Annotated in this window: 19 protein-coding genes; 14 read left to right on the top strand and 5 right to left on the bottom strand. The window is 66.9% G+C overall.

Going from position 1 to position 24,782, the window contains the following annotated elements; genetic code table 11:
- Positions 1-103: 103 nt before the first annotated feature.
- The 4 genes from JF66_RS01515 (at position 104) to JF66_RS01500 (ending at position 3,181) form a co-directional block, all read left to right on the top strand.
- Positions 104-931 (top strand): amino acid ABC transporter substrate-binding protein, encoded by an 828-nt coding sequence (locus tag JF66_RS01515; RefSeq protein WP_051972983.1) that lies wholly within the window; start codon positions 104-106, stop codon positions 929-931.
- Between the two features lie 9 nt (positions 932-940).
- Complete coding sequence (locus JF66_RS01510) at positions 941-1,609, top strand: amino acid ABC transporter permease (RefSeq protein WP_035874121.1); 669 nt, start codon at positions 941-943, stop codon at positions 1,607-1,609.
- Complete coding sequence (locus JF66_RS01505) at positions 1,596-2,396, top strand: amino acid ABC transporter ATP-binding protein (RefSeq protein WP_035874120.1); 801 nt, start codon at positions 1,596-1,598, stop codon at positions 2,394-2,396. The genes JF66_RS01510 and JF66_RS01505 overlap by 14 nt, the downstream gene beginning before the upstream one ends.
- Positions 2,397-2,488: 92 nt before the next feature.
- Entirely contained in the window at positions 2,489-3,181 is a 693-nt protein-coding gene (locus tag JF66_RS01500; RefSeq protein ID WP_156109608.1) for a Pr6Pr family membrane protein, read from the top strand.
- A gap of 248 nt (positions 3,182-3,429) precedes the next feature.
- Here JF66_RS01500 and JF66_RS01495 read toward each other — a convergent pair whose 3' ends face one another.
- Both JF66_RS01495 and JF66_RS01490 read right to left on the bottom strand, forming a co-directional pair.
- Positions 3,430-6,363 carry an AAA family ATPase gene (locus JF66_RS01495; RefSeq protein ID WP_035874118.1) on the bottom strand — a complete coding sequence of 978 codons (2,934 nt, stop codon included), beginning with the start codon at positions 6,361-6,363 and terminating at the stop codon, positions 3,430-3,432.
- On the bottom strand, positions 6,360-7,526 hold the full coding sequence (locus tag JF66_RS01490; protein ID WP_035874280.1) for an exonuclease SbcCD subunit D: 1,167 nt from the start codon (positions 7,524-7,526) through the stop codon (positions 6,360-6,362). The genes JF66_RS01495 and JF66_RS01490 overlap by 4 nt, the downstream gene beginning before the upstream one ends.
- Before the next feature lie 179 nt (positions 7,527-7,705).
- Between JF66_RS01490 and JF66_RS01485 the strand changes: the two genes are divergently transcribed.
- The 6 genes from JF66_RS01485 to JF66_RS01460 all read left to right on the top strand — a co-directional run bounded on the left by JF66_RS01485 (position 7,706) and on the right by JF66_RS01460 (position 14,283).
- Entirely contained in the window at positions 7,706-8,494 is a 789-nt protein-coding gene (locus tag JF66_RS01485; protein ID WP_035874277.1) for a DeoR/GlpR family DNA-binding transcription regulator, read from the top strand.
- Positions 8,491-9,477 carry a 1-phosphofructokinase family hexose kinase gene (locus tag JF66_RS01480; RefSeq protein ID WP_051972981.1) on the top strand — a complete coding sequence of 329 codons (987 nt, stop codon included), beginning with the start codon at positions 8,491-8,493 and terminating at the stop codon, positions 9,475-9,477. Before JF66_RS01485 ends, JF66_RS01480 begins: the two co-directional genes overlap by 4 nt.
- On the top strand, positions 9,474-11,534 hold the full coding sequence (locus tag JF66_RS01475) for a fructose-specific PTS transporter subunit EIIC (protein ID WP_051972980.1): 2,061 nt from the start codon (positions 9,474-9,476) through the stop codon (positions 11,532-11,534). Before JF66_RS01480 ends, JF66_RS01475 begins: the two co-directional genes overlap by 4 nt.
- A 58-nt stretch (positions 11,535-11,592) precedes the next feature.
- Positions 11,593-13,293, top strand: coding sequence for a phosphoenolpyruvate--protein phosphotransferase (gene ptsP, locus JF66_RS01470; RefSeq protein ID WP_035874270.1), 1,701 nt, complete (start codon positions 11,593-11,595; stop codon positions 13,291-13,293).
- 39 nt (positions 13,294-13,332) lie between these two features.
- Positions 13,333-13,611, top strand: coding sequence for an HPr family phosphocarrier protein (locus JF66_RS01465; RefSeq protein WP_035874117.1), 279 nt, complete (start codon positions 13,333-13,335; stop codon positions 13,609-13,611).
- 105 nt (positions 13,612-13,716) lie between these two features.
- Positions 13,717-14,283, top strand: coding sequence for a potassium channel family protein (locus tag JF66_RS01460; RefSeq protein WP_156109607.1), 567 nt, complete (start codon positions 13,717-13,719; stop codon positions 14,281-14,283).
- Between the two features lie 45 nt (positions 14,284-14,328).
- Here JF66_RS01460 and JF66_RS01455 read toward each other — a convergent pair whose 3' ends face one another.
- The gene (locus tag JF66_RS01455) at positions 14,329-17,913 is read right to left on the bottom strand and encodes a bifunctional RecB family nuclease/DEAD/DEAH box helicase (protein ID WP_051972978.1); all 3,585 of its coding nucleotides are present in this window, start codon (positions 17,911-17,913) and stop codon (positions 14,329-14,331) included.
- Positions 17,914-18,154: 241 nt separating this feature from the next.
- Between JF66_RS01455 and JF66_RS01450 the strand changes: the two genes are divergently transcribed.
- A complete protein-coding gene (locus JF66_RS01450) occupies positions 18,155-18,427 on the top strand; it encodes a hypothetical protein (RefSeq protein ID WP_035874116.1) in 273 nt (90 codons plus the stop codon).
- A 2-nt stretch (positions 18,428-18,429) separates the two neighbouring features.
- Positions 18,430-19,326 (top strand): FHA domain-containing protein, encoded by an 897-nt coding sequence (locus JF66_RS01445; protein WP_035874115.1) that lies wholly within the window; start codon positions 18,430-18,432, stop codon positions 19,324-19,326.
- 11 nt (positions 19,327-19,337) lie between these two features.
- Here JF66_RS01445 and JF66_RS01440 read toward each other — a convergent pair whose 3' ends face one another.
- Entirely contained in the window at positions 19,338-20,975 is a 1,638-nt protein-coding gene (locus tag JF66_RS01440; protein ID WP_035874111.1) for a DHA2 family efflux MFS transporter permease subunit, read from the bottom strand.
- Entirely contained in the window at positions 20,972-21,790 is an 819-nt protein-coding gene (locus tag JF66_RS01435) for a tryptophan-rich sensory protein (protein WP_035874265.1), read from the bottom strand. Before JF66_RS01435 ends, JF66_RS01440 begins: the two co-directional genes overlap by 4 nt.
- A gap of 60 nt (positions 21,791-21,850) precedes the next feature.
- On the opposite strand from JF66_RS01435, the gene JF66_RS01430 reads away from it, so the two are divergent.
- Together JF66_RS01430 and JF66_RS01425 are read left to right on the top strand one after the other, a co-directional pair.
- Positions 21,851-22,300 carry a MarR family winged helix-turn-helix transcriptional regulator gene (locus JF66_RS01430; protein WP_051972976.1) on the top strand — a complete coding sequence of 150 codons (450 nt, stop codon included), beginning with the start codon at positions 21,851-21,853 and terminating at the stop codon, positions 22,298-22,300.
- Positions 22,301-22,496: 196 nt separating this feature from the next.
- Positions 22,497-24,752: a bifunctional diguanylate cyclase/phosphodiesterase gene (locus JF66_RS01425; RefSeq protein ID WP_051972975.1), complete on the top strand. Its 2,256-nt coding sequence runs from the start codon at positions 22,497-22,499 to the stop codon at positions 24,750-24,752.
- Positions 24,753-24,782 lie beyond the last annotated feature (30 nt).

The raw sequence follows: 24,782 nt of genomic DNA, 5'->3' as shown, positions 1-24,782 counted from the left end.
TACGGCGTAACCGGAATATTCGACGTCTCCCGCGACTTGTTACGCTACGGATGCTGCCTCTGGCGGCCTCACTCTTTCTGACACCGATAAAGGCACGCACCCCATGACGATCAACCGCATGACGATCAAGTTCACGCTCAGCTCCGCCGCACTCCTCACGGCCGTCGCCTTGACCCTCACGGGCTGCTCCGCGACAACCGCCGGCTCCTCGAACGCCGGAACCGACACGTCTCTCAGTTCCGTGCAGGAATCCGGCACACTGACCGTCGGCACCGAAGGCACCTACCGTCCGTTCTCGTTCCACGAGGACGGCTCAGGCGACCTCACGGGTTACGACGTGGAGGTCGCCACGGCCGTCGCCGCCGAGCTCGGTCTCACGGTGAAATTCGAAGAGACCCAGTGGGACGGCATCTTTGCGGGCCTCACCTCCGGTCGCTTCGATATGATCGCCAATCAGGTGTCCATGACCCCCGAGCGCGTCGCCGCCTACGAATTCTCCACGCCCTACACCTACTCGAACGGCGTCATCGTGGTTCCGAGCGACAACACATCGATCACCTCGTTCGAAAGCCTGGCCGGCAAGACGACGGCCCAGTCACTCACGAGCAACTGGAACACCCTCGCGACCGAAAGCGGCGCCACCGTTGAAGGCGTCGAAGGGTGGGCTCAGTCTGTCGCCCTCGTCGAACAGGGCCGAGTGGATGCCACGGTCAACGACAAGCTGACCTTCCTCGACTACAAGAAGAACAATGACGCCACCGGCCTCAGGGTCGCGGCCGAGACGACCGAGCAGTCGGAGAGCGCCTTCGCGTTCGCCAAGGGCGGCACGGCTCTTGCCACCGCAGTTGACGAGGCCCTCGCGACTCTCGCCGCCGATGGAACCCTCGCTTCCATCTCCGACAAGTACTTCGGCGCCGACGTCAGCAAGTAACTCGTACCCATGATCCAGCCCAATTGGGAGTTGTTTTTCAGCTCCCTGCTGCCGCTCCTCGACGGGGCCATTCGCGGCACGATCCCGCTGGCTCTCATGTCGTTCGCGATCGGCCTGGTCCTCGCACTCGTCCTGGCCCTGATGCGGCTGTCGTCGAGCCGGTGGCTGTCGACCATCGCGCGCGTGTATATTTCGATCGTGCGCGGCACACCGCTTCTCGTGCAGCTGTTCGTGATCTTCTACGGGCTGCCCTCGATCGGAGTGGTGATCGACCCGTGGCCGAGCGCCGTCGCGGCGTTCTCGATCAACGTGGGCGGGTATGCCGCCGAAGTCATCCGCGCGGCCATCCTCTCGGTGCCCAAGGGGCAGTGGGAGGCCGCGTACATGATCGGGATGTCGCGGGCGCGCGCGCTCACGCGCATCATCCTGCCGCAGGCCGCCAGGGTCTCGGTGCCCCCGCTGTCGAACACCTTCATCAGCCTCGTGAAGGACACCTCCCTGGCCTCGGTCATCCTTGTGACCGAGTTGTTCCGCGAGGCGCAACAGATCACGGCCTTCAGCCAGGAATTCATGCTGATCTACCTCGAAGCGGCCCTGATCTACTGGGTCATCTGCCTCGTGTTGTCGACCGGGCAGGGAATCCTCGAAAAGCGATTGGACCGCTATGTCGCCCGCTGACCTTCCTGTGCCCCCGTCGGCGGATGCCGCGGCGCCGGCCCTACTGTCGGTACGGGGCCTGCAGAAGAGCTTCGGCACGAATCACGTGCTGCAGTCCGTCGACCTCGACGTTTCGCGCGGCGGCGTGCTGGCCCTCATCGGCCCGTCCGGGTCGGGTAAGACGACCATTCTGCGGTGCCTGAACGGGCTCGAACTCGCCGACGGTGGCACGATCGAGGTGGCGGGGGAACTCTCGATCGCCTTCGACGCGGCACCGTCGAAGAAAGCCCTCACGACACTGCGCGACCGCTCCGCCATGGTCTTCCAGCACTACAACCTCTTTCCCCACAAGACAGTGCTCGAGAATGTGACCGAGGGCCCGATCATCGTGCAGAAACGACCGGCTGCCGAGGTTCGAGCGGAAGCGCTGGCCCTGCTCGACCGCGTGGGCCTCACCGAGAAGAAGGACAGCTATCCCTTTGAGTTGTCCGGCGGTCAGCAACAGCGCGTCGGAATTGTGCGCGCGCTCGCGCTGCGACCACAGCTGTTGCTGTTCGACGAGCCGACCTCGGCCCTGGACCCCGAGCTGGTTGGTGATGTACTGCGCCTGATCAAGGAGCTCGCGACGGAAGGCTGGACCATGGTCATCGTCACCCACGAACTCGAATTCGCCCGTGAGGTGGCTCACGAGGTGGCCTTCGTCGACGGCGGCCGGATCGTGGAGCGAGGCGAACCCAAACAGCTGCTCCGGAATCCGCAGAACGAGCGAACGCGGCAGTTCCTGCACCGTCTGCTCTTCCCGTTCTAGTTCGCGCGTTGGGGTGTCGGCGCACGGGCTACGCTGGATCGGTGCCCCTGCAGACGTCATCAGTTCCGATCCAGCCTTCAGCGAGCCGGAGTGTGAGCCCGAGTGTGAACCTCCCCGACAGCACGCCGGCGAGGCGCATCGTGGGGGTGATTCGCCTTGCCATGGCCCTTCTGCTCGTGGCGGCCGTGGCGACGCAGATCGTCGACGAGTCGGTACACGATTCGTTCGTGCCGGCGGAGTACTTCAGCTATTTCACGATTCAGTCAGCAGTCATCGTGGCCGTCGTGCTGGCGTTCGCCGGCGCGGTCAGCATGCGCCGACGGCGGGATTCCGACCTGCTTACGAGCCTGCGCCTCGCGGCGCTCTGCTACGCCGTGGTCACGGGTGTGGTCTATGCGGCGCTGCTGCGCGGTGTTGCCACCGACGGCTATGCCGGCATCGCCTGGCCCAATGAGGCTCTGCATGTGTGGGCGCCGATCGTCGTCGCCGTCGACTGGCTCGTGGCCCCCGGGCGGTCCAGACCGGCGTGGGGCAGACTCTGGGCGACCCTGTATTTTCCCATCGCCTGGCTCAGCTTCACGCTCATTCGAGGCGCCGTCACCGGCTGGTACCCCTACCCATTTCTCGATCCGGCATCGGCGGCAGGCTGGACCGGTGTGCTCCTGTACATTGCGGCGATCGCTGTCTTCATCACCGGCACGGGGGCGGTCGGCATAGCGGCGGCGCGGCTGGCCACACGCGGTCGCGGAGACGTTTCGGATTTAGGAAGACATGGCGCCGTCTAAGACAGCGGCACCTGAGACAGCGGCACCTGAGACAGCGACGTCTAAAACAGCGACGTCTAAAACAGCGGCTTAACGATTAGATCAGTCTGGCCGGTAGGGCGATCAGACTGATCTAAAAGTAGGTCAATCAGAATCTGTAGGGCGATCTGACCGATCTAGACACAAAAAATATACTGCTGTTCCCGAACACGATCAAGGGGTATCGTAAAAAAGTTCATTTTTTCTGGGGCCGGCACTGAGGCAGTCCCCTAGCGAATCACGCTGTAGCCCGCGTCCGTCACGTCGATGTTCAGACGCGCCGGAATTTGCTCCTTCATAGACTCGACGTGACTGATCAGCCCGATCGCGCGCCCGCCGGCGCGCAACCTGTCCAGAGTGCCCATGGCCGTCTCGAGGGTTTCGCTGTCGAGAGATCCAAAGCCCTCATCCACGAAGAGCGTGTCGAGGGTGATCCCCCCGGCCTGCGCGGTGACCACCTCGGCGAGCCCCAGCGCGAGGGCGAGCGAAGCGAGGAACGTCTCCCCGCCGGAGAGTGAGTGAGTGGCGCGAGCGCGCCCGGTGAATTCATCCCGAATGGCCAGTCCCAGCCCGGAGCGCGCTCCCCCTTTCACCCGGGAGTCGTCGTGTTCGAGGGTGTAGCGCCCACTGGTCATCGTGCGCAGTCGCAGGTTGGCCGCCACCACGATTTCTTCCAGCTGGGCGGCCAGCACGTAGGTCTCCAGTCTCATCCGTTTCGTATTCGGCTCCCGCCCCTGCACGACATCGGCGAGCTGACGCACCTGTGAGTGTTCCGCCAGCAGGCCTTCTGACGCGGCGAGGTGTGTGGTGACCTCCCGCACGAGCACGGCGAGCTGGCCGGCGCGTTCGGTCAGCGAGCCCTGCACGGCCACGGCCGCGTCCCGCGCCAGGCTCGCAGCATCCAACGACGCCAACGCCGGACCGCAATCCACCGAATCGGTCGGCAGATCGATCAGCTCCGGGTCGGCGAGCACCCCGCGCGCAGCGGCAAGCTCGGCGTCGTGACGCCGCACATCGGCGTCGAGCAGATCGGCGGCGGCCCCATCCAGCCGAGCCGCCACGGCCGCGGGCTCATCGTCGAAGTCTTCTTCCGCCAGCTGCCCGGTCAGTGCCACCCGAGCGGCGTCCCGAGCATCGGAGCGTTGTCGGCTGAGCGCGAGCGCCGCATCCAGGTCACGGGCACAATCAAGCTCACTCTGCAGCTCCCTGACATGGTCGGTGACACTCTCGTACCCGCCCCGGTGAGCTCCCACCCGTTCCGCGAGCGCCACGCGCTGCCCGGCACGCTCCCGATGGGTTCCGGCGGTCGTATCCCGGGTATCGCGGATCGCCGTCACCCCGGCCCGGCCCGCGTCACGTTCGAGCCGGAGGGCCGTTTGTTCCTGCATCAGGCCGGCGACGAGGGCCGAGGCAGCGCGCGCCGCGGTCACTGTTGTGCGGGCACCCGCACAATCTGTTGCGAGGTCCTCACGGCTTCGTGATCCCGCGAGAGCCTGTGCAAGAGCCAGTCGATTGGTGATCTCCCGAACGATCTCCTCGGCCTCGGCAAGTGCGCTGTGTACCGCCGTCATGGCGTCTCGCGCCCTGTCGAGGTCCAGCGCGGTGACGAGATCGCCCTCGGCCGGTGCGGGAGCGGGATGCGTCAGGGAACCGCAGACCGCGCACGGCTCCCCGTGCACGAGGTGCGTGGCCAGTTCCGAGGCGTGCCCCGCGAACCGGCGGGTCACGAGCGCCTCGTATTCGGCCGCGACCCGGGAATTGTCCCGGCTGCGCTCGGCCAGAATTGAGCCGGCAACGGTCAGCTCCGCGGCGTGACGCGCGCTGTCTTCTGCGGCCTCGAACGCCGCCAAGGCCCGGTTCAGGGCGTCAACGGCCGCGGTCTCTCCGGCCGCGGCGAGAGTCGCCGCCGCGAGTTGCTCGCCCACGTAGTCGATCTGCTGGGGAAGGGCATCGACGCGTTCCTGGGCGGACTGCAGGTCATCGGCGCACCGGATGAGCGCCTCCTCGAGGCCCGAAATCTCCTGGTCGAGTGCGGGCAGTCGCTCCTCATCGGACAGCACTCCGGCGAGAGCCCCGAGCCTCCCGATCAGGTCGTCGATGGTGGGCTGGAGCGGATCGTGCGCATCATGTCCCCTGTTCGACCAGGCGAGCCTGGCCGACGTTTCAGCCTCCACCGCCTTCCGCCAGTCCGTCGTCGCGGTCTGATGGGAGCGCACATGCGGCCAGACTCGGGAGGCGCGAGCGGCGAGCCGCAGCGTCTCGCGTTGGGCTTCCACCTCGGACCGTCGGCCCTCGAGGGCGCCGAGGGCCTCACGAGCGAGCGTTCGGCGCGCCTGACGCCGCAGAGTCTCCCCCAACGCCCGGTGGTGCTCCGCCGCCGCGTCGAGGGTGACCGCCGCCGCCGTGGCGCGTACCGTGGCGTCGTCGCGCTCCAGGTTGAGGTCAGCGAGAGCGGCCGTAAACCAGCCCAGGTCGGGGACGGACGGTGGGTCGGCCAGACGGAGCTGCTGTGCGGCCGCCGCAGCGTGTACCGTCACGGCCCGCTGCACGGTGGCCAGCCTCTCGTCGAGGGCCTTTCGGCGTTCATCCAACGCGGTTTCCAACCGCTCGAACCGCATCGTTCCGAACAGGGTACGAAGCACGGCACGTCGTTCTTCGGTCTTGGCCAGCAGAAAATGCTGGAACCGGTTTTGGGCCAGCAGGATGACCTGCAGGAACTGGTCTTCTTTCAGAGGCAGGATCACGCTCAGTTCGACACCGACCGCCTGAGGCTTGGCGGCGACGCCCCGCCACTCATCGCCGTCGCGAATCTGCAGAACGGCAGTGGGCGCCGCGGTCGTCATTCCGGTGCCGTTCTTCTTGGCGCGCTCGTACTCCGGACTGCGATACACGCGGTAGTCGCGGTCGTGCACGCTGAAGTCGAGTTCAACGAACGACGGATCGTCCGGTGTGCAGTGGTCGCTGCGCAACTGCGGCTCCGCGCCCGTGAAGCGGGGAACGTGCCCGTAGAGAGCAAAGCAGATGGCATCGAGAATGCTCGATTTTCCGGCCCCGGTCTTGCCGGTGATGAGAAAGATCCCGTCCGCGTCGAAACGCTCGAAATCCACGACCTGCTCGTTCTTGTAGGGGCCGAACCCGGCCAGTCTGAGCCGGGTGATCTTCATGAGTCGACCTCCGTGATGCCCTGCTCGGTGAGGAGCTCTGCGACCAGCGCGCTCTCAAACTCGGTCGGACCGGCACCGTTGCGCACGAATGCCAAAAACCCCGCCACGATCTCGGGGTCTCCCGTTGCCTCCCGGATGCGTTCGGCGTAGGTCGCGCCATCCGTTTCGACCGTGACCGCCGGCCGGTGCTCGAGCGTGACACAGTGCGGAAACCGCGTCTGCAGGGTGCGCATGCCGTCGAGCGGCCGAACCTGGTCGGTGAGGACGGCCTTCACCCAGTCGTGTTCGCGGACACCGTAGCGCTCGTCGTGGAGCAGCTCATCGATCGGCCCCTCCAGCACGCTCAGGCGTCGGGGCACCGGCAGGTCTACCCAGTCGACCGACCCCAGCCCGTCGGCATCGAGGGTGACCAGCCAGCCGCCACGCGGCTTGCCGGCCTCGGAGAAGGAATAGTGCAGCGGGGCGCCCGAATAGCGCACCCGCTCGCTCAGCCGTGCCCGGCCGTGGATGTGGCCCAAAGCCACATAGTCGGGGCCGTCGAACACTCCAAGGGGAACCACGTCGAGGCCGCCCACCGTGATGTCTCGCTCCACCTCACTCGCCTCCGACAGCGCCACGCCGCCGGCGGCGAAACAATGGGACAGCACGACGCTGCGGCCCGGCCGAGCCGCCATGTCGACCCGAATCTGATCCATCGCGAACCCCAGCACCTGCTCATGGGTCTTCAGCGTCACGCCGGGGTGCAGGTGCCGCACCAGCACCGGCTCGAGATACGGGATGCCGTAGAAGTTCACCGGGCCGTGCGCGTCGGTCAGGGTGATGGGGTGCAGGTACTGGTCGTAGCTGGTCACCACGTGGATTCCGGCGAGGCTCGCCCACTCCGATTGAAAGCCGAGGCGCGCGGCCGAGTCGTGGTTTCCGCTCGTGAGCACGACCGCGGCACCCGCCGCCTTCAGCTCACGCAGTACGGCCGTGAGCACCGCATAGCTCTCTTTCGAGGGCATGGCATGGTCGAAGACGTCCCCGGCCACAACGACGACATCGATCTGGCGATCCCGCACAATCTCCACCAGGGCACCCAGAACGGTGCCCAGATGATCGAGCGTGGGGTGGGTGTGGAACGTGCGCCCGATGTGCCAGTCGGAGGTGTGCAGGATCTTCATGCTCATCACGCTACCGTCGCCCCCTGACGCTGGCGGGATGCCGCCGTAACGCCCCCGGAACGCCGGCCACCGTATTTCTTTATTTATCTGTGTTTTTCTTGACAAGCAAACATAAACACAGTTAAAGTCAATGAAACCAACTTCTAATGGCTACCGTCACTCACCGTCGAGGAGGCATCGTGTTCGCCGAAGAACGCCACGTATTGATCGCCGCGCTCGTGACCGAACGTGGTCGCGTCACTGTGAGCGAACTCGCCCGTCGATTCACCATCACACCCGAAACGGTCCGTCGCGACCTCGACGCCCTGGAAACGGCCCGCCAGCTTCGTCGTGTGCACGGCGGCGCCGTGGCCATCGACCACATGAGCATGTCGGAGCCGAGCATTCAGGAGCGGCAGACCCAGAATCTCGATGAGAAGACCCGCATCGCCCGGGCCGCCCTGGCCATGATTCCCACGAGCCGCACCGGATCGATCATCCTCGATGCCGGCACGACCACCGAACGTCTCGGCGACCTGCTGGCAACATGGACGCCGCCGGCTCCCGGAGACCAGCTGCTCGTGATCACCAACGCCCTGCCGATCGCCGGCAAGCTCTCCGACAACACCGCGATCCACCTGCACGTGCTCGGTGGCCGGGTGCGCGGTTTGACGAGCGCAATCGTCGGCAGCAGCACCATCGAACAGCTCAGTGCCCTGCGTCCGGATATCGCGTTCATCGGCGCCAACGGCGTGAGCGCCGAATTCGGCCTGAGCACGCCCGACTCCGTTGAGGCGGCCGTGAAGTCGGCCATCGTGCGTGCCGCCCGGCGCGTTGTGGCGCTGGCCGATTCCTCCAAGCTCGACGAAGAAACCCTCGTTTGTTTCGCGGCCCTCGCGGACATCGACACCCTGATCACGGATGCACCGCCATCCGCTGCACTCGCGGCCGCCCTGGCCGACGCCGACGTGGAGGTTGTCATCGCATGATCGTTACCCTGACTCCGAACCCGAGCCTGGACCGCACCATCGAACTCGTCGAGCCGCTGGCGCGCGGCGAGGTGCAGCGCGCCGTGCGCGCCCACCACGAGCCCGGTGGCAAGGGTGTCAACATCTGCCGCGCCCTCGAAGCCTCCGCGGTGAAATGCCTCGCGATTCTGCCCGGCGACAGCGACGATCCGGTTCTCGTCGCGCTACGCCTCCACAAGGTGCCGCACCTGGGGCTTCCGATCGGGCAGGCCCTGCGCAGCAACGTGGCCATCACCGAACCCGATGGCACCACCACCAAGGTCAACGAACCGGGACCGATTCTGACCTCGGCTCAGCAGGCCGACCTCATCGAACTCGTCCTCGACCGCTCTCAGGGAGCCAGCTGGCTCGTGCTCGCCGGCTCGCTGCCGCCCGGCGTGCCGGTGGACTTCTACGCCGACATCATTCACGCCCTTCGCGCCCGCTATGGGTCTTCAGCACCCCGCGTGGCCGTCGATTCCTCGGGCGCCCCGCTCGCTGCCGCGGCACTGGCCAGGCCCGACCTCGTCAAACCCAATGCCGAGGAACTCGCCGAACTGACCGGGTTCTCTACCGCCGAAACCCTGGAATCCGACCCGGAGCTCACCGCGGAAGCGGCCCGGACCCTCGTGGCCGGCGGCGCCGCAGCGGTGCTCGCCACACTGGGATCGAAGGGGGCCGTTCTCGTCACGGCCGCGGGTGCCTGGCATGCCACGACTCCCCCGATGATCGCTGTCAGCACGGTCGGGGCCGGGGATTCCGCCCTCGCCGGGTATCTGCTCAGCAGTAATGCCGGCGCCGAGCCCACCGATTGTCTCCGCCAGGCCGCTGCCCACGGCGCCGCCGCAGCATCCCTCCCGGGTTCCACTGTGCCCGCCCTCAGCCAGACAGACCCCCGCGTCGTCACCGTGAAGACGCTGGAAAAACCAAAGATAACCACACATCCAAAGGAGGATGACCAGTGAGTGCACTGATTACCCCGGAGCTTGTTGCTCTGGACACCAACCTCGGTAGCGAGCCGGCGAGCGTTATTCGCCACCTGGCCGGTCTCATTGCCGGTGCCGGCCGCGCCACCGAGGTCGACGGCCTGTACGCAGACGCCCTCGCCCGCGAAGCAAAGACGTCCACCGGCATCCCGGGCGGACTGGCCATCCCGCACTGCAGGTCGGCGGCCGTTCTCGAGCCGACCCTCGCTCTGGCCCGTCTCTCCACGCCCGTCGACTTCGGCGCCGCAGACGGCCCCGCCGACCTGGTGTTCTTCATCGCTGCCCCCGAGGGCGCCGACCAGGAGCACCTGAAGATTCTGGCCAAGCTCGCCCGGTCCCTCATGAAGAAGGACTTCACCGCGGCCCTCCGCGCGGCATCGTCGTCTGATGAGATCGTCGACCTCGTCACCGCCGTGGTCACTCCCGCGCCCGTTTCCGCCGGTGCCGCCCACGCAGCTCCCAGCGCGAACGCCGGCACGTCGGCATCCGTTGCCGGCCGTCCGACGCTCGTCGCCGTCACGGCCTGCCCCACCGGAATCGCGCACACCTACATGGCAGCCGATTCCCTCGTGGCGGCCGCCAAGGCCGCCGGCATCGACCTGCAGGTGGAGACCCAGGGCTCGGCCGGCCTCACGCCGCTCGATCCCGCGGTGATCGCCGCCGCCGGGGCCGTCATCTTCGCCGTGGACGTGGACGTGCGCGGCCGCGAAAGGTTCGCGGGCAAGCCCGTCATCAACGCCCCGGTCAAACGTGGCATTGACGAACCGGACAGGCTGATCCAGGAGGCCCTCGCGGCCGCCACGAACCCGAACGCCCGCCGGGTCGGCGGCACACTCGACGCCTCGGAGTCCACCGAGAAGGCCGAGCACGTCGGCCAGAAGCTCAAGCGCGCACTGCTCACCGGCGTCAGCTACATGATTCCCTTCGTGGCCGGCGGAGGCCTGCTCATCGCCCTCGGCTTCCTGCTCGGCGGCTACCAGATCACAGAAATCGCGGACAAGGTCGTGCTGGAGAACAGTCTCCTCAACCTGCCTGACGGCGGGGCGAACCTCCTCGGCGGGTTCGGCGTCTACCTCGGCGCGGTCTTCTTCAAGATCGGCGCCATTTCGATGGGCTTCCTCGTTCCGGCCCTCGCCGGGTACATCTCCTACGCGATCGCCGACCGCCCCGGTATCGCGCCCGGATTCGTCGCCGGTGCTGTTGCCGGCTTCATGGGAGCGGGCTTCCTCGGCGGCATCGTCGGCGGCCTGCTCGCCGGTGTTGTCGCTGCGAGCTTCGGTAAGCTCAGCGTTCCGCGCTGGCTGCGCAGCCTGATGCCCGTCGTCATCATCCCGCTTGTCGCGTCGATCGTGGCATCCGGCCTGATGTTCATCGTGTTGGGCGGACCGATCGCGGCACTGACCGCCGGACTGAACTCCTGGCTCAACGGTATGACCGGAACCTCCGCGGTCATCCTCGGCCTGATCCTCGGCCTGATGATGGCCTTCGACCTCGGCGGACCGGTCAACAAGGTGGCCTACGCCTTCGCCGTCGCCGGTCTCGGTGCGGCCAGCCTCACCAACCAGGCACCGTGGCAGATCATGGCCGCTGTCATGGCCGCCGGCATGGTTCCGCCGCTCGCCATGGCACTCGCCACGGTGATCGACCGCAAGCTGTTCAGCCTCGCCGAGCGCGAGAACGGCAAGGCAGCCTGGCTGCTCGGCGCGTCGTTCATTTCCGAGGGTGCCATTCCGTTCGCGGCGGCCGACGTGTTCCGCGTCATCCCGGCATCCATGCTCGGTGCGGGAATCACCGGCGCACTGTCCATGGCCTGGGGTATCACGAGCAAGGCACCGCACGGCGGAATCTTCGTCTTCTTCGCGATTGACAACTTCCTGCTCTTCCTGCTGGCCATTGTGATCGGTACCGTGGTGTCGGCCTTCACCGTTGTGGGCCTCAAGCGCTATGTCGGTCGCAAGCCCCAGGCGGCGCAAACCGACCTGCCCGACGGGACCGACGCGACCACGACCACGCAGGCGAGCCTGCAGACCGCGTAGTTTAGAGAACACTGAGTGAGACACCGCTGACCAACCGTCACAAGAAAGAGTGAGTCCCGTGCAGACGTTTTCAGACACCACCTACACCGGAGTCGGTGTCAGCCCCGGACGGATCATCGGATCCGTCCGGCAGATGCCCCACCCCGTGTCAGAGCCCCCCGTGGGCGAGCGTCTCGCCACGGAGACCACCGCAGACGAGGCGTCGGCCGCTCTGCGAACGGCCTCCAAGGCCGTTCAGGCCTCCCTCACCGCTCGGTCGGTCGGCGCCCAGGGCGCAGGCCGGGAGGTGCTCGAGGCCACGGCCCTGATGGCAGCCGACCCGATGCTCATCAAGGCCGCGGTCAAGCTGATCGTCGCCGGCTCCTCGGCGGAACGCGCGATCTGGGATGCTGCGGCATCCGTTGCCGAGATGCTGCACAACCTCGGCGGTTACATGGCGGAGCGGGCAACGGATGTGCTCGACGTGCGTTCACGCATCGTGGCCGAGCTGCGCGGGGTTCCGGCCCCCGGGATCCCCCTGAGCGACACGCCCTTCGTTCTGGTGGCCGACGATCTCGCTCCCGCCGACACCGCCACGCTCGATCCGGCCGTCGTGATCGCTCTGGTCACGTCGGGTGGCGGCCCGCAGTCGCACACGGCCATCATCGCCCGTGCGCTCGGACTGCCCGCGATTGTGGCTGCCGTCGGCGTGACCGATCTCATCGACGGAACCCTCGTGTATATCGATGGGGCGGCCGGCATCCTCTCCGTCGACCCCGGCGAGACCGAGGTCGCAGCGGCGACGGCATGGGCCGCGACGGCAGCTGCTCTCATCGACTTCGACGGCAACGGCCGCACGAGCGATGGCCATCTCGTGCCACTGCTGTCCAATGTCGGTGGCGCGGCGGATGCCGTGAAGGCCGCGGCCGCCGGCGCCCAGGGCGTGGGACTGCTGCGCACAGAGTTTTGTTTTCTCGACCGTGACACCGAGCCGACCGTTGACGAGCAGGTCACCGCCTACCGGGGCGTCTTCGACGCGTTCCCCGGCAAGAAGGTCGTTCTGCGCACGCTTGACGCCGGGGCCGACAAGCCCTTGCCGTTTCTCACGGATGCCTCTGAGCCGAACCCGGCACTGGGCGTGCGGGGGTATCGCACCGACTTCACCTCCCCCGGAGTGCTCGAACGACAGCTCCAGGCCGTGGCCCAGGCCGCGGAGGGCTCGGACGCCGACGTGTGGGTAATGGCCCCGATGATTTCCACCGCCGAGGAGGCCGGCGATTTCGCCGCCCTCTGCGCCGCGGCGGGCCTGAAGACCCCGGGCGTGATGGTGGAGGTTCCCTCCGCCGCTCTCACGAGCGAAGAGATTCTGAAGCGCGTCGACTTCGTGAGCCTGGGGACGAACGACCTCACCCAGTACGCGATGGCCGCCGACCGGCAGCTCGGCCCGCTGGCCGCGCTGAACACGCCGTGGCAGCCGGCAGTGCTGCAGCTCGTGCGCCTGACGGTGGCCGGCTCCCTCGCCGAGGGACACGACAAGCCCGTCGGCGTCTGTGGCGAGGCAGCGGCAGATCCGGCTCTCGCCGTGGTGCTCGTCGGCCTCGGCGTCTCGACCCTGTCGATGACCGCACGCGCTCTGTCCGCCGTGGGAACCGTTCTGGCGAGCGTCACCCTCGCCGAGGCTCAGAAGCTCGCCGCCCTCGCCCTCGCCGCGCCCAACGCGACCGAGGCCCGCGCCTCGGTGCGCGCACACTTGCCCATTCTCGAGGAGCTGGGCCTCTAGCCCGGCTGCTCACACATCGAAGAGACTCCAGGAGAAACAATGTCTGAACGTACCGCTGTCATCGCCAGCCGCGTAGGCCTGCACGCCCGACCCGCCGGCATCTTCGTCGCCGCCGTGAGCGCCCTGCCGATCGAGGTCACCATCTCCATGCAGGGTGAACCCGCCGACGATGCCATGGATGCCGCCAGCATCCTCTCGATCATGAGCCTAGGCGCCAGCAACGGCGACACCGTTGTGCTGCGCGCCGAGGGCGAGGGCGCCGACGAGGCACTCGCCTCGCTCGTGAAGATTCTGGAAACAGACCTCGACGCAGAGTAGCCACCCGACCTAAAACCGGAGAAGATGGCGACACGCCGCCCAGTTGGCCGTCCCGGCCTGGCGTGTCGCGTTTTCTCCGGTTTTGTGCGGTTCTAAGGTGTGCTGATGAATGACGAGCGTTGGCAGAAAATCACGCAGTGGCCCCTGACCATAGCCGGGGTCATCTTCCTGATCACCTACACGGTGCATGTGCTCTTCGACTATCACGGCCACTTCGCCGTGCTGATCGTGTCGATCATCGTCACCGCCTGGCTGTTTCTCGTCGTGGACTACCTCGTGCGCTTCTCGCTCGCCGCCGACCGCGGCCACTGGTTTCGAACGCACATCTTCGACCTGCTCGCCGTGTTGTTGCCCGCGGTGCGCCCCCTGCGTACGCTGCGACTGATCACCCTCTTTCCGGTTTTTCAGCGCACGACCGGGGAGGCACTCCGCTCTCGAGTGAGCATTTACCTCGCCGGTTCGATCTGCCTGCTGCTCTACCTGGCATCCCTCGCCGTTCTGCAGAGCGAGCGGTTCGCTCCCGGAGCCAACATCAGGACATTCGGCGATGCCCTGTGGTGGTCGGTCGTGACGCTCGGCACCGTGGGCTACGGCGACTATTACCCCGTGACGACGCCGGGCCGGCTCGTCGCGGTGGCCCTCATGGCCGGGGGCATTGCCTCGTGGGTGTGATCACGGCCACCCTGGCGTCGTGGATCGTCGAACGCGTCACGGCGATCACACCACGCTGATCGGCCGGTCCGTCGCTGCCGCGGCGGCACGGGGGTCGACCAGGGTGATGAAGGCGCTCAGCTGGGCGAGGGCCTCGGCATTCCTCGGCAAAGTGTCGGTGAGGGCCGGCGAATAGACGAGGTATGCGGCCCACTGCGCACGCGAGATGGCGACGTTCAGCCGGTTGGCGAGCAAGAGAAACTCGAGGCCGCGCGGCACGTCGTCGGCGGAGGACGCCGCGAGCGACACGATGGCCACCGCCGCCTCCCTGCCCTGGAACTTGTCGACGGTCCCCACCGGCACGGCTCCGAACCCGGCGTCACTCAGCACGCTGCGCAGCAGTTCCACCTGGGCGTTATACGGAGCGACCACGATCACGTTGTCGAGTTCCAGCGGCGCCGTGTGGCCGCCTGAGGACCAGGCCCGCCCGACCACGTTGCGCACGAGAGCCACGACCGCGGCCGCTTCCTCCACTGAGGTGGTCGAGTTGTTCCGGTGCGTGACGGGCAGCGGATGCAGGCCGGGCGCGACCCCCTCGAGCCGGCGGTCGGACGAGTGCGAGCGAAGCTTGCCCTCGTAGGACAGCACGGACACGGGAGCACAGACCGCGGGGTGCATGCGCCAGCTCGTGGCGAGAAAATAGCCGAACTCATTCGGCAGCACGTTGTGTCCGTCGCACAGCCAACCGAGCGCGGACGTGTCCACCGGCTCGGGGTGCGTGCCCTGGCTGACCTGCGGAAGCTGTTGCGGGTCGCCGAGGAGCAGCATCCGTTGTGCCGAGACGGCCGCGGCGATGGTGCTCGCGAGCGAGTACTGGCCAGCCTCGTCGATGACCAGCAGATCGAGCGAGCCGCGCGGGATGCGCCCCGCGTTGCTGAAGTCCCACGCGGTGCCGCCCACGACGAAACCGCCGGCCTGGCCTGTGAAGCGGGAGAACGAGGTCGCGTCGAGCGCCGTCCAGGGGGCGGGAAGCTTCTCCTCGCCTTTTCGGGCCTTCTTTCCGACCCGCTCCGGGTCGAGGCCGGCGGCCAGCACGGCCCGCAGCATGTTTTCGACCGTCGCGTGCGACTGCGCGACGACACCCACCCGCCACCCGTGGGTGAGCACAAGATCGGCCACGACGCGGGAGCCCACGTAGGTCTTGCCGGTGCCGGGAGGCCCCTGCACCGCGAGGTAGGAGCGGTCGAGGGTGAGCAGGCTCTCCAGGATGGCCGCGCGCACGTCGCCATCGATCACGGGTGCCAGTCCGCCTCCGGGCACCGTGGCTCCGGGCACCGTGGCTCCGGGCACAGTGCCTCCCTGCACAGTGCCTCCCTGCACCGTGGCACGTGGAGCCGACCGCTGCGACGCTGACCGGCGCGGCGCTGACCTACGGAGAATGTCGAAGGCCGCATCCGCCAGAGGCTCGGGGTAGCTCTCCAGCACGGCCCGGCCCCACTCCGAGATCGCTTCCACCTGCGTGCCAGCGGGAGGCGGCGTTCCCGGGGTGAGCGCGATCGGGAGTTCATCGTGGTGCGGGGCGTCGCGCTGCAGAATTTCGTCGATGAGGTAATCGCCGTCGTCGGTCACGTCGACGATCGTCGCCTTGTTGTGCGCGGTGCGTGCCCCCGGGTCCGTTCCGCGCGCCAACGGCGGATACGGCGGACCGTACACGAGGAACGGCTGGTCGCTGGCCTTGATCGAGCTGCCGGGCGCCAGCTGTCCCGACACGCGCAGCAACCGGCGGTCGAGGCGTTGCCGCCCCTCACGGTGCCAGCCCGTGTCGACGGAAGCCGCGTCGATCACGAGCACGCCCCGGGTGTCCGACCAGTCGTCCACGGGGGTGCTCAGGCGCGCGAAGTGGTCCCACCAGAAGGACTTCTGCTCGCGGCGGTGGTAGTCGATCGCGGCGGACGCGAGGGCGAGGGCGGTCTGGTCGGCCGTGCGCTCGGCGGGAGGCACATCCTCCAGCAGGGCCGCCAGCTCAAGGTACACGGGATCGGGTTCACGCACCGGCACGTCGAGCTCAAGATCAAGCGCGCTCGCGAACGGAACCTCGTTCTCGGCGGCACGGGCGAGCAGCCAGTCCCGCAGGCGCAGCGTGGAACGGCAGTCGTAGGCGTTGTACCGGGCGATGTCGCCGAGAACGGATGCCGCGGCATCCGCGTGCCCGGCGGCCAGCAGCGCACGCGACCGCACGTATTCGGTGATCGAGTCGGCGGCGTTTGCGACCCCCTCACGCTCGTCGTCGCCCATGTAGAGCGGTTCGAGCTTTTTGAGCGAGTAGCTGCGGCTGCCGATGCGCAGTCCCTGGCGCACGACCGGGTAGAGATCGATCAGTACCCGGCTGCGCAGCAGATCGTCGACGATCTGCTCGCCCACTCCGTGTCGGGCCGCCAGGCTCAGCAGATGGGTGCGTTCGTAGGGGGCGTAGTGGTAGATGTGCATGCTCGGATGCCGCGCCCTGCGGTCTTGCACCCATTCGAGAAAGCTCACCAAGGCCGCTCGTTCCTCGGCGTAGGTATGCGCCCAGAACGCGTGGAACGTGTCGTCGGGCTCGACCAGGCCGAACAGATAGTCCAGCCCCCAGGTCACGGTTTCCGTGTCTGCCGAGGCCCCGGTCTCGGAATACAGCGGGTCACCTTCGAAGTCGAAGAACACGTCGCCGGCATCCGGCGCGGGCAGGGCGGCGAGCGCCGCCGGGTTGATCACCGTCCAGTTGATCGGCTGTCCGGTGCGCGGGGGTTCGACCTGCAGACGCGCCTGCTCGCGCAGTGTCGCGAGCGTCGAATCGGTCATCCCCTCAACCGGTCCGTGAGCCGCCGCCAGTTCGTCGATCGTGCACACGCCGGCCGCACGCAGCCGAGCTCTCTGAGCAGACCGGAGGTTGGCCACGAGCAGCACGTCGCGATGGGCCCGCACCTGGAGTTCGCACTGCTCACAGCGTCCGCAGGCGCTGTAGCGCGGATCGTTCCACTCGGTCGCGGCCGGGTCGGCGACCCGTCCGTCGACCAAGGCCTCCAGGCGGGCGCGACGCCGGCGGTACACGGGAAGGATGTCATCGAGCCGGTGGGAGCTCGTGCGTCCGTCGCCGAGGAGCACGTGCACCCGCTCTCCCACCCTGATCCCCTCGCGCATCAGCTGGTCGCTGTACGCCGCGAGCTGCAGGAGCGCCGTGACCCTGGCCGTGCGGGCGAGCTTGGTGTCGTAGATCTCATAGCTGGTGTCATGCCCACCGCGGTCGGCCGGCGAGCGGATGATGAAGTCGGCGTACCCGAGAAAGCGGCCGTCGAAGAAGGCGGCCTGGTACACGACGTCCGCTCCACCGCGCAGGGCCTCCGCCGTGTGAGCGACGGCGGTGTCAATGCTGTCGAGTCGCGGACGCTCGATTTCGACAACGGTGTGCGTGGCCCGCAGCCGCTCGAGCATGTGTCGCTCGTGGGCGTCGCCGAGTTCCGCGGTGCGTTGCAGCATGGCGTCCGGGGCCACGGGCGTAGCCCCGATCCGGCCCAGCTTGCCGTCCAGAGTGCGCATGAGCGCCCACTCGCAGTGCGCGGCAGCGCTCAGGTCACTCGCCGAGTAGATGACGGTCATCCCATCGAGCACGTACACGCAGACTCCTTGCCGACGGGGATGAACACCCCGTGTTGTGAGGCTACCGAACGCCACCGACACACGTGGCCCATCCGTGGTTTCCCCTGTTTTCCCAACACTTCCCGCGACTTCCCGCGACTGCCCGCGACTGCCACCCCTATTTCGAGGCAGCAACGCCGAATTTCTCGCGCCGAGCGACACTCCGGGGCTTACAATAATCAGACAAATCCATGTGCCAGCTAATCAGTAAGGACACACCGTGACTGAACGCCAGAACTACCTCGGAAATGTCGAAAACACCGAAGAACCGCGTGAGCGCACCATTACGGACTGGACCGATCTCGGTGAGGAAATGTGGTCGTATCTCACCGGCAAGGGTGCCGCGATCAACTACACGTTCATCGACATGTCGGTCGAGGTTCCCCGCGACATCGGCCCCGATGCACCGCGCGCCACGTGGAAGATCGACGGAACGCTGCGCGTGACGACGAGCGATTCCCTCACGCCCGGCTCCGACCCGCACCGCAAGTAGTCATGAGTCCCTCGGTGGAGTTGCACATCGACCTTGCTTTCTCCCTCTCCGAGCCGGGCAACGGTGGCCCGACCGAGCGGCTGCAGGGCACGGTCACGGCCGATGGCACCGATGTTGCCGTGTATGCGAGCAACCCGTCGGTACTCGTTCAGGGCCAAACCATGAACCTCACGATCATTCGTGGTCTGGCGGCGCAGTTGGCCGCGCGGGGGCTCACGGTTTCCCTGAGCGGGCCCGACGGTCTGATCGCCCGCATCGGCGATGTCGACGCACCGCTGGTTCAGCGATTGCTCACCAAATCGCCGAACATCACACTGGGTAGTCGGGCGGCACTCGCCCCGCTCATTCGCAGCGGTGCGAAGAATGTGCTCGTCACGTCACCGCCGGCGATTCCGCTGCCGCCACCGACGCTCTTCCCCCTGGTGCCGACGCTCGATCGCAAGCTGCGGCGCCGCGTCACCACGACGCACTACGCGCACGGCGGCGGTCGGCCCCGGCTGATCTTCGTGGTTGGTTCCGAGAACTGGAACGGGCAGAAGCCGCGTGAGTTCGATCTACTACCCACGAAAACGACAATCGGCTCGGCGCCGGAATCCGATCTGGTGCTTGCCGGTTTGAAGGCGTTCCATGCCGAGATCCACCACGACGAGAATGATGAATACGTTCTCTACCCGCTCGGCGAGGTGAGCGGCAGCGTTCGCATGGTCGACGGTGCCGCCTCAACTCGGAGCGGGGGCATCATTCTGCGCACGGGCTCGCGGGTCGAGATGGGAAAGTGGCGCATGGCATTCTTCCGCGAGGAATTCGCCGACCACGGCCGCCCGTTCGGCGGCCGGGTGGGTGGCGAATTCGCGGTGCAGAAGCCGCAAGGTCCGCGACCTCGTCGTACCCAGGGTTAGGGTTCCCCGACCTAGGGCTCCACAACGGGAGGAACGGATGCCGACTCGCCGACAGGCTGGTCGGCATCCGTCGTCTCCTCGTCCCGGGGCGCACGACCGGAGAGTCGAAGTGTCGCGAGGAAGCCGAGCGCAAGGAATCCCGCCGCCGCGACGGCGGCGTATCGGGTTCCGTCGCTGAACGCGTCCCTGGCCGCATCGGCCACCGCCGGACTGCGCTGCTCGAGCGCGGGAATCGCGGAGCCGGCGCTGTCGACGACGGCGTCCACCACTTGACTGCGCGCCGCCGCCGGCACGGCCGGCATCTCGGCGAGCTTGGCGTCCAAGGACGCGCCGACCGAGGTGAAGAGGATCGTTCCCAGGATGGCGATGCCCAGAGCGGAACCGATCTGCCGGGCGGTGCTCGACGTACCCGAGCCCTGGCCACTCTTGTCAACGGGCACGTCTTTCAAGACCACCCCGGTGAGCTGCGCGGTGGCGAGTCCCACGCCGAGGCCGTAGACGAAGAGGAAGGGCACCACCGACAGCCACGTGGCCTGCGCCGAAATCATGAATCCGAGGCCCGTCACACCGACGATTTCCAGAAGCAGCCCAACCTGCACGATCGTGACCGGGGAGACCCGGTTACCCAGCGCTCCGGCCACCCCGCTTGCCACGAACGCGCCCATCGCGAGGGCGAGAAGCACGAACCCGGTCTGGAGCGCGTCGTAACCAAGCACGTTCTGCAGCCACAGCGGCAGGGACAAAATGATGCCGAATTCTCCGAGGGACACGATCAGGGCGGCTATATTCCCGTTTCGGAATGAAGCGATCCGGAACAGCGAGAACGCGAGCAGTGTGGTCTTGCCGGCCTTCTGCCGACGGATGCCCCACCAGACGAAGGCTATTCCGGCCAGCACCGAGATGAGGAAAACGAACGGGATGATCGACAGGTCGTAGGGCCACGTGTAGTCGCCGATGGTGAGGGGGCGGCGGGCGAGCCACCATCCGTAGCTGCGTCCCTCGATGAGCCCGAAGACGAGGGTGGCGCTCGCGATCACCGAGAGCACGGCACCGACCACGTCGACGCGGCGCGGGTCTCCGGTGTCGCGCGACTCGCTCACGAAGAACAGCACACCGACGATGATGATCAGACCGAGCGGAACATTGATGCCGAACGCCCAGCGCCACGAGTAGTACGTGGTGAGGAATCCGCCGAGCAGGGGTCCGACCGCGACCATACCGCCGATCGTGGACCCCCAGATGGCGAAGGCGATGCCTCGCTCGCGCCCGCGGAATGTCGCGTTAATGAGTGAGAGCGTGGTGGGGAGCACCATCGCGCCGCCCACTCCCTGCAGGATACGCGAGGCGATCAGCAGATCGCCGGTTTGGGCGAGGGCGGCGAACACCGAGGAACCGGCGAAGATGACAATGCCGAGAAGCAGAATCCGTCGCCGCCCGTATCGATCGGCGAGGGTGCCGAAAACGAGGAGCAGCGCCGCGAAGACGAGTGTGTAGCTTTCCTGCACCCATTGCACCTGTGTGGAGGTGATGCCGAGGTCGTCGACAATCGACGGAATGGCCACGTTGACGATCGTCGAATCGACGATGATGAGCGCCACCGCGATGCTGATGAAGACGAGGCCGAACCAACGGCGGCGTGCACCGTTCATGCGCTGACCGCCGTCCGGGCGTGCCGAACGGATGCGCCGCCGGAACGCGCGCGCATCCCCGCCACGGCGGTGGCGCCGATAACGATCGCCACGCAGACGAGGGCGGCCACTCCGGCCGGAACAGAGAGGGGTTCGCCACTCAGCCGAGCGATGGCCACCCAGCCGAGGCCCCAACAGAGCGCAATCGTAGGCGCCCAGCGGCCCCGGTCATACCAGGCGAGGAACACGCCGACCAGCCCCGCCACGCCGATCACAACGACGGCCCACAGGTCGGGAGACACTCCGAAGCCGGTAAATCCGGCCGCCACCAGCACCGCCGCCACGTTCGCGGCGGTGGCCACACAGACCCAGCCAAGGTAGAGACCCATGGTTGCGTCGACCAGCACCCCCTCGAGCCGGTTCTTCGGTCGGGTATCAACCATGATCCGCATCGTGCCCACCAGAACGACCAGAAGCAGCACGATGATGGGAACGCTCAGGGCCAGCAGGTCGAACTGCACGCTGAGGATCCACGCGGCGTTGAGCAGCAACGACAGGGCGATCGGGTAGCCGAGCCGCCGCTGGCGGGCATCCGTCTTCTGGGACGGCAGGAGCTGCCAGACGGCATACGCCAGCAGCCCGGCGTAGATGGGTGTCCAGATGGCGAATGCCGGCCCGCCGGGCGCGATGAGCGTGGCGTCGGCCGCGAGGGCGCCGCCGGAGACCTCGGGCATGGGCGTTCCGCCGGCGGCACCCGAGCCGATGAAGGCGCCGACGATACCCAGCACGGCGCTAGCCAGGACCGTGCCCTGACGAAGTGCATCACGGTGTTCCATGATCATTCTCCTAACCGTCAGCTAGCTGACAAATAAATAATTTAGCACTATGTTGAACGCATGACTACGCCTATTCCGGGGCCGCCGGAGACTCCGGATTCGATGAGTGACTGGCCCACCGGTCGCCTGTTGTCCACGGCGGCCCGGCTGGTGGAACACGCCTGGATCGAGGCGCTCGGTCGTCTCGGGCTCACGCACGCCGGCCTCATCGTGCTGCACCTGCTCGGACCGGGTCCGCTCAACCAGACGGAACTGGCCCGTGCGGCACGTGTGCAGACGCAGACAATGTCACGCACTCTCGAACGACTGGAGCGCGAGGGGTACGTTGCCCGCGTGCGCGATGAGCGTGACCAGCGTCGCCACTCGGTCACCCGAACGGAGGCCGGTACCGCGGTCTGGCACCAGGCGGGCACCCTCGAGGCGGACGTTTTTCCCGCCCTGAACGACGCAGCCGTGCTGCGCGACGCCCTGCTGGGCATCATCAGCGCGTCATCAGCTCGCCGCTGGTAGACGCATCGTCGGGTCCCCGTTCCGGTGGCACTCGGACTGGGGACACTTAAACGGGGGTATACAAACGCGCTTTCCGCTAGCGTAAAAGCAGGGAAGCGGGGGCGCAATGGGATCGACATCAGGTGTCGCCACAGCCCGCCAACGTGGGAGTCAACGCGGGAGTCAACAGGCAGCACCACGGTGGCTGACCTGGGCCATGTGGCTCGGTCTCATCGCCTACACGGCAAGCCTGCATCTGCCCGGCGACGACCTGGACACGAGTCGGACGGACATCCGAACACACGTCTGGCTGTCGTTGCTTTCCCTCTGGATCCCGGCCCTGGTCTGTTGGCTCGCCGCGACCAGAAACCGCGGCCTGACGGGGCAATTGTCGCTGGCCGCCGCCGCCGTCACGTGTTATGCGCTCGGCGCAACGTACTCCGCCATCGCGCCCATCGTGCGCGACGAGCCCCTTTTCCCTTCCCAGGCCAACTTCGGGGCGCTGATGTTCTACCCGGTCATCCTCGTGTCCCTCGGCCTGCTCGTCCGTCACCAGCGGAGACGACTGCCCTGGTCTGTCGTGCTCGATTCCGCGGTCTGCGCCCTGGGCGCCGCTGCCGTGCTCGCCGCTTTTCTGGCCCCCCGCGTGGATTCCGCGAGTCCCGGTGCCGCGATCACACCCACCGCAATCGCCCTCGCCTTTCCCCTGTTCGACCTCCTGCTCGTGGCCGTGCTCGTCGGCATCGCCGCGTCGCCGGAATTTCGGTTGGGACGATGCTGGTTGCTCCTGGCCACCGGCCTTCTGGTCTTCGCTGCGACCGATATCGCGTACGCCACGCTCCTGCTCGCCGGAAAGTATCACAGTGGCACCCTTCTCGATGCCGGCTGGGCCCTGGGCCTCACCATGGTCGCTGTCTGGGTGAACGCCCGAACCCGGGTGGGCCTACGTGGGACACGATCGCCTCGGCGAACACGGGCACTGCTCGTGCCCGCGGTCACGACGGTCGCCGTCCTCGTCATCCTGCTGTTAGCCACACGGGTGAGCGTCTCACCGGTGGCCCTGCTGCTCGCCGCGGCCACCCTTGCCCTAGCGGGCGTGCGCACCCAGCTTGCCTTCCGGCAGGCCGGTGCCGTGGGCACGCTGCGACGCCTCGTCCTCACCGATGACCTGACCGGACTGGCCAATCGGCGATCCTTCACCTGCACCGCGGGTACACGGCTGGCGGCACGGCCCGACGCGCCGGCCGCAGTGCTCATGCTTGACCTGGATAGGTTCAAGGAAGTCAATGACACCTTCGGCCACGACGTAGGCGATCTCCTTCTCGCCCAGGTCGCCACCCGGCTGCTCCACGAGATAGACACGGCCGATACCCTCGCCCGCCTGGGCGGGGACGACTTCGCGCTACTGCTCGATGACGCGGATGCCGAGCAGGCGACGGCAACAGCCCAGCGGCTCCGACTAGCGCTGACCGAGCCGTTCGCGAGTGACGGGTTCACACTGGGGATCACCGCCAGCATCGGCATTGCCGTTGCGCCCGGGCAGGGCAGCGATCTGACGACCCTGCTGCGCAAGGCTGACATGGCCATGTACAGGGCCAAGGCGACGCACTCGGGGCTGCACGTCTATGTCGATGCCGACAACGCTCACAGTGAATGGAAGCTTCACACCCTGCAGGAGCTTCGGCTGGCCTTACGCACCGACCAATTCATCCTGCAATACCAGCCCAAGGTCGACCTGGCCACCGGCGACGTGACCGGAGTTGAGGCCTTGGTGCGGTGGAACCATCCGACGAGCGGGCAGCTTTCCCCGTCTTCTTTCCTCACCGTCACGGAAGACGCCGGGCTCATGCCCGTCCTGACCGACGTCGTTCTCACGCTCGCGCTGGACCAGGCAGTGGAATGGGGTGCTCAGGGTCACACGTTCTCCATCGCCGTCAATCTGTCGGCACGCTCCCTGACCGACGTCCAGCTGCCCGATCGCATCGAAGCCATGCTGTCTGCGCGTCGGTTGCGTCCTTCCGCCCTGATGCTCGAAATCACCGAGGAGTTCCTGCTGGAAGACCCTGGCTTGGCCGTCGCTATTCTGGGTCGACTGCGCTCGATAGGCCTTCGGGTCTCGCTCGATAATTTCGGCACCGGCCAGAGTTCGCTGAAAAACCTGCGCGACCTCCCAATCGACGAACTCAAGTTGGACCGATCCTTCATCACGCCGATGAGAGACAACCCGATGGCAGCCGCGCTCGTCAGCTCCACGATCGATCTCGCTCACAGCAGCGGCCTCAGAATCGTGGCTGAAGGGGTTGAAGACAGCGCGATAGTTGAGGCTCTGACCCGATACGGCTGCGATGAGGCGCAGGGGTATCTGATGTCTCACCCGGTCTCCCCCGATGAACTGAGCAATTGGCTTACCGGGCGTCGTCGAGCTCTCCAAAAATCCGCTTCCTCCTCGGATTTCACCGACTTCCACTGGTAGAACCCGACACGTCTGAAACTTCAGGGAGTC

Origin of the sequence: Cryobacterium sp. MLB-32 (assembly GCF_000738085.1) — a bacterium.
GTDB lineage: Bacteria > Actinomycetota > Actinomycetes > Actinomycetales > Microbacteriaceae > Cryobacterium.
Note: the sequence above shows the minus strand (reverse complement) of the source record. Positions and strands in the feature narration are given on the sequence as shown.

Bases quoted from the DNA above. Each gene is read 5' to 3' on its own strand.
- JF66_RS01515 (WP_051972983.1), top strand. From the start codon at position 104: ATGACGATCAACCGCATGACGATCAAGTTCACGCTCAGCTCCGCCGCA.
- JF66_RS01510 (WP_035874121.1), top strand. From the start codon at position 941: ATGATCCAGCCCAATTGGGAGTTGTTTTTCAGCTCCCTGCTGCCGCTC.
- JF66_RS01505 (WP_035874120.1), top strand. From the start codon at position 1,596: ATGTCGCCCGCTGACCTTCCTGTGCCCCCGTCGGCGGATGCCGCGGCG.
- JF66_RS01495 (WP_035874118.1), bottom strand. From the start codon at position 6,363: ATGAAGATCACCCGGCTCAGACTGGCCGGGTTCGGCCCCTACAAGAAC.
- JF66_RS01490 (WP_035874280.1), bottom strand. From the start codon at position 7,526: ATGAAGATCCTGCACACCTCCGACTGGCACATCGGGCGCACGTTCCAC.
- JF66_RS01480 (WP_051972981.1), top strand. From the start codon at position 8,491: ATGATCGTTACCCTGACTCCGAACCCGAGCCTGGACCGCACCATCGAA.
- JF66_RS01465 (WP_035874117.1), top strand. From the start codon at position 13,333: ATGTCTGAACGTACCGCTGTCATCGCCAGCCGCGTAGGCCTGCACGCC.
- JF66_RS01460 (WP_156109607.1), top strand. From the start codon at position 13,717: ATGAATGACGAGCGTTGGCAGAAAATCACGCAGTGGCCCCTGACCATA.
- JF66_RS01445 (WP_035874115.1), top strand. From the start codon at position 18,430: ATGAGTCCCTCGGTGGAGTTGCACATCGACCTTGCTTTCTCCCTCTCC.
- JF66_RS01440 (WP_035874111.1), bottom strand. From the start codon at position 20,975: ATGAACGGTGCACGCCGCCGTTGGTTCGGCCTCGTCTTCATCAGCATC.
- JF66_RS01435 (WP_035874265.1), bottom strand. From the start codon at position 21,790: ATGGAACACCGTGATGCACTTCGTCAGGGCACGGTCCTGGCTAGCGCC.
- JF66_RS01430 (WP_051972976.1), top strand. From the start codon at position 21,851: ATGACTACGCCTATTCCGGGGCCGCCGGAGACTCCGGATTCGATGAGT.
- JF66_RS01425 (WP_051972975.1), top strand. From the start codon at position 22,497: ATGTGGCTCGGTCTCATCGCCTACACGGCAAGCCTGCATCTGCCCGGC.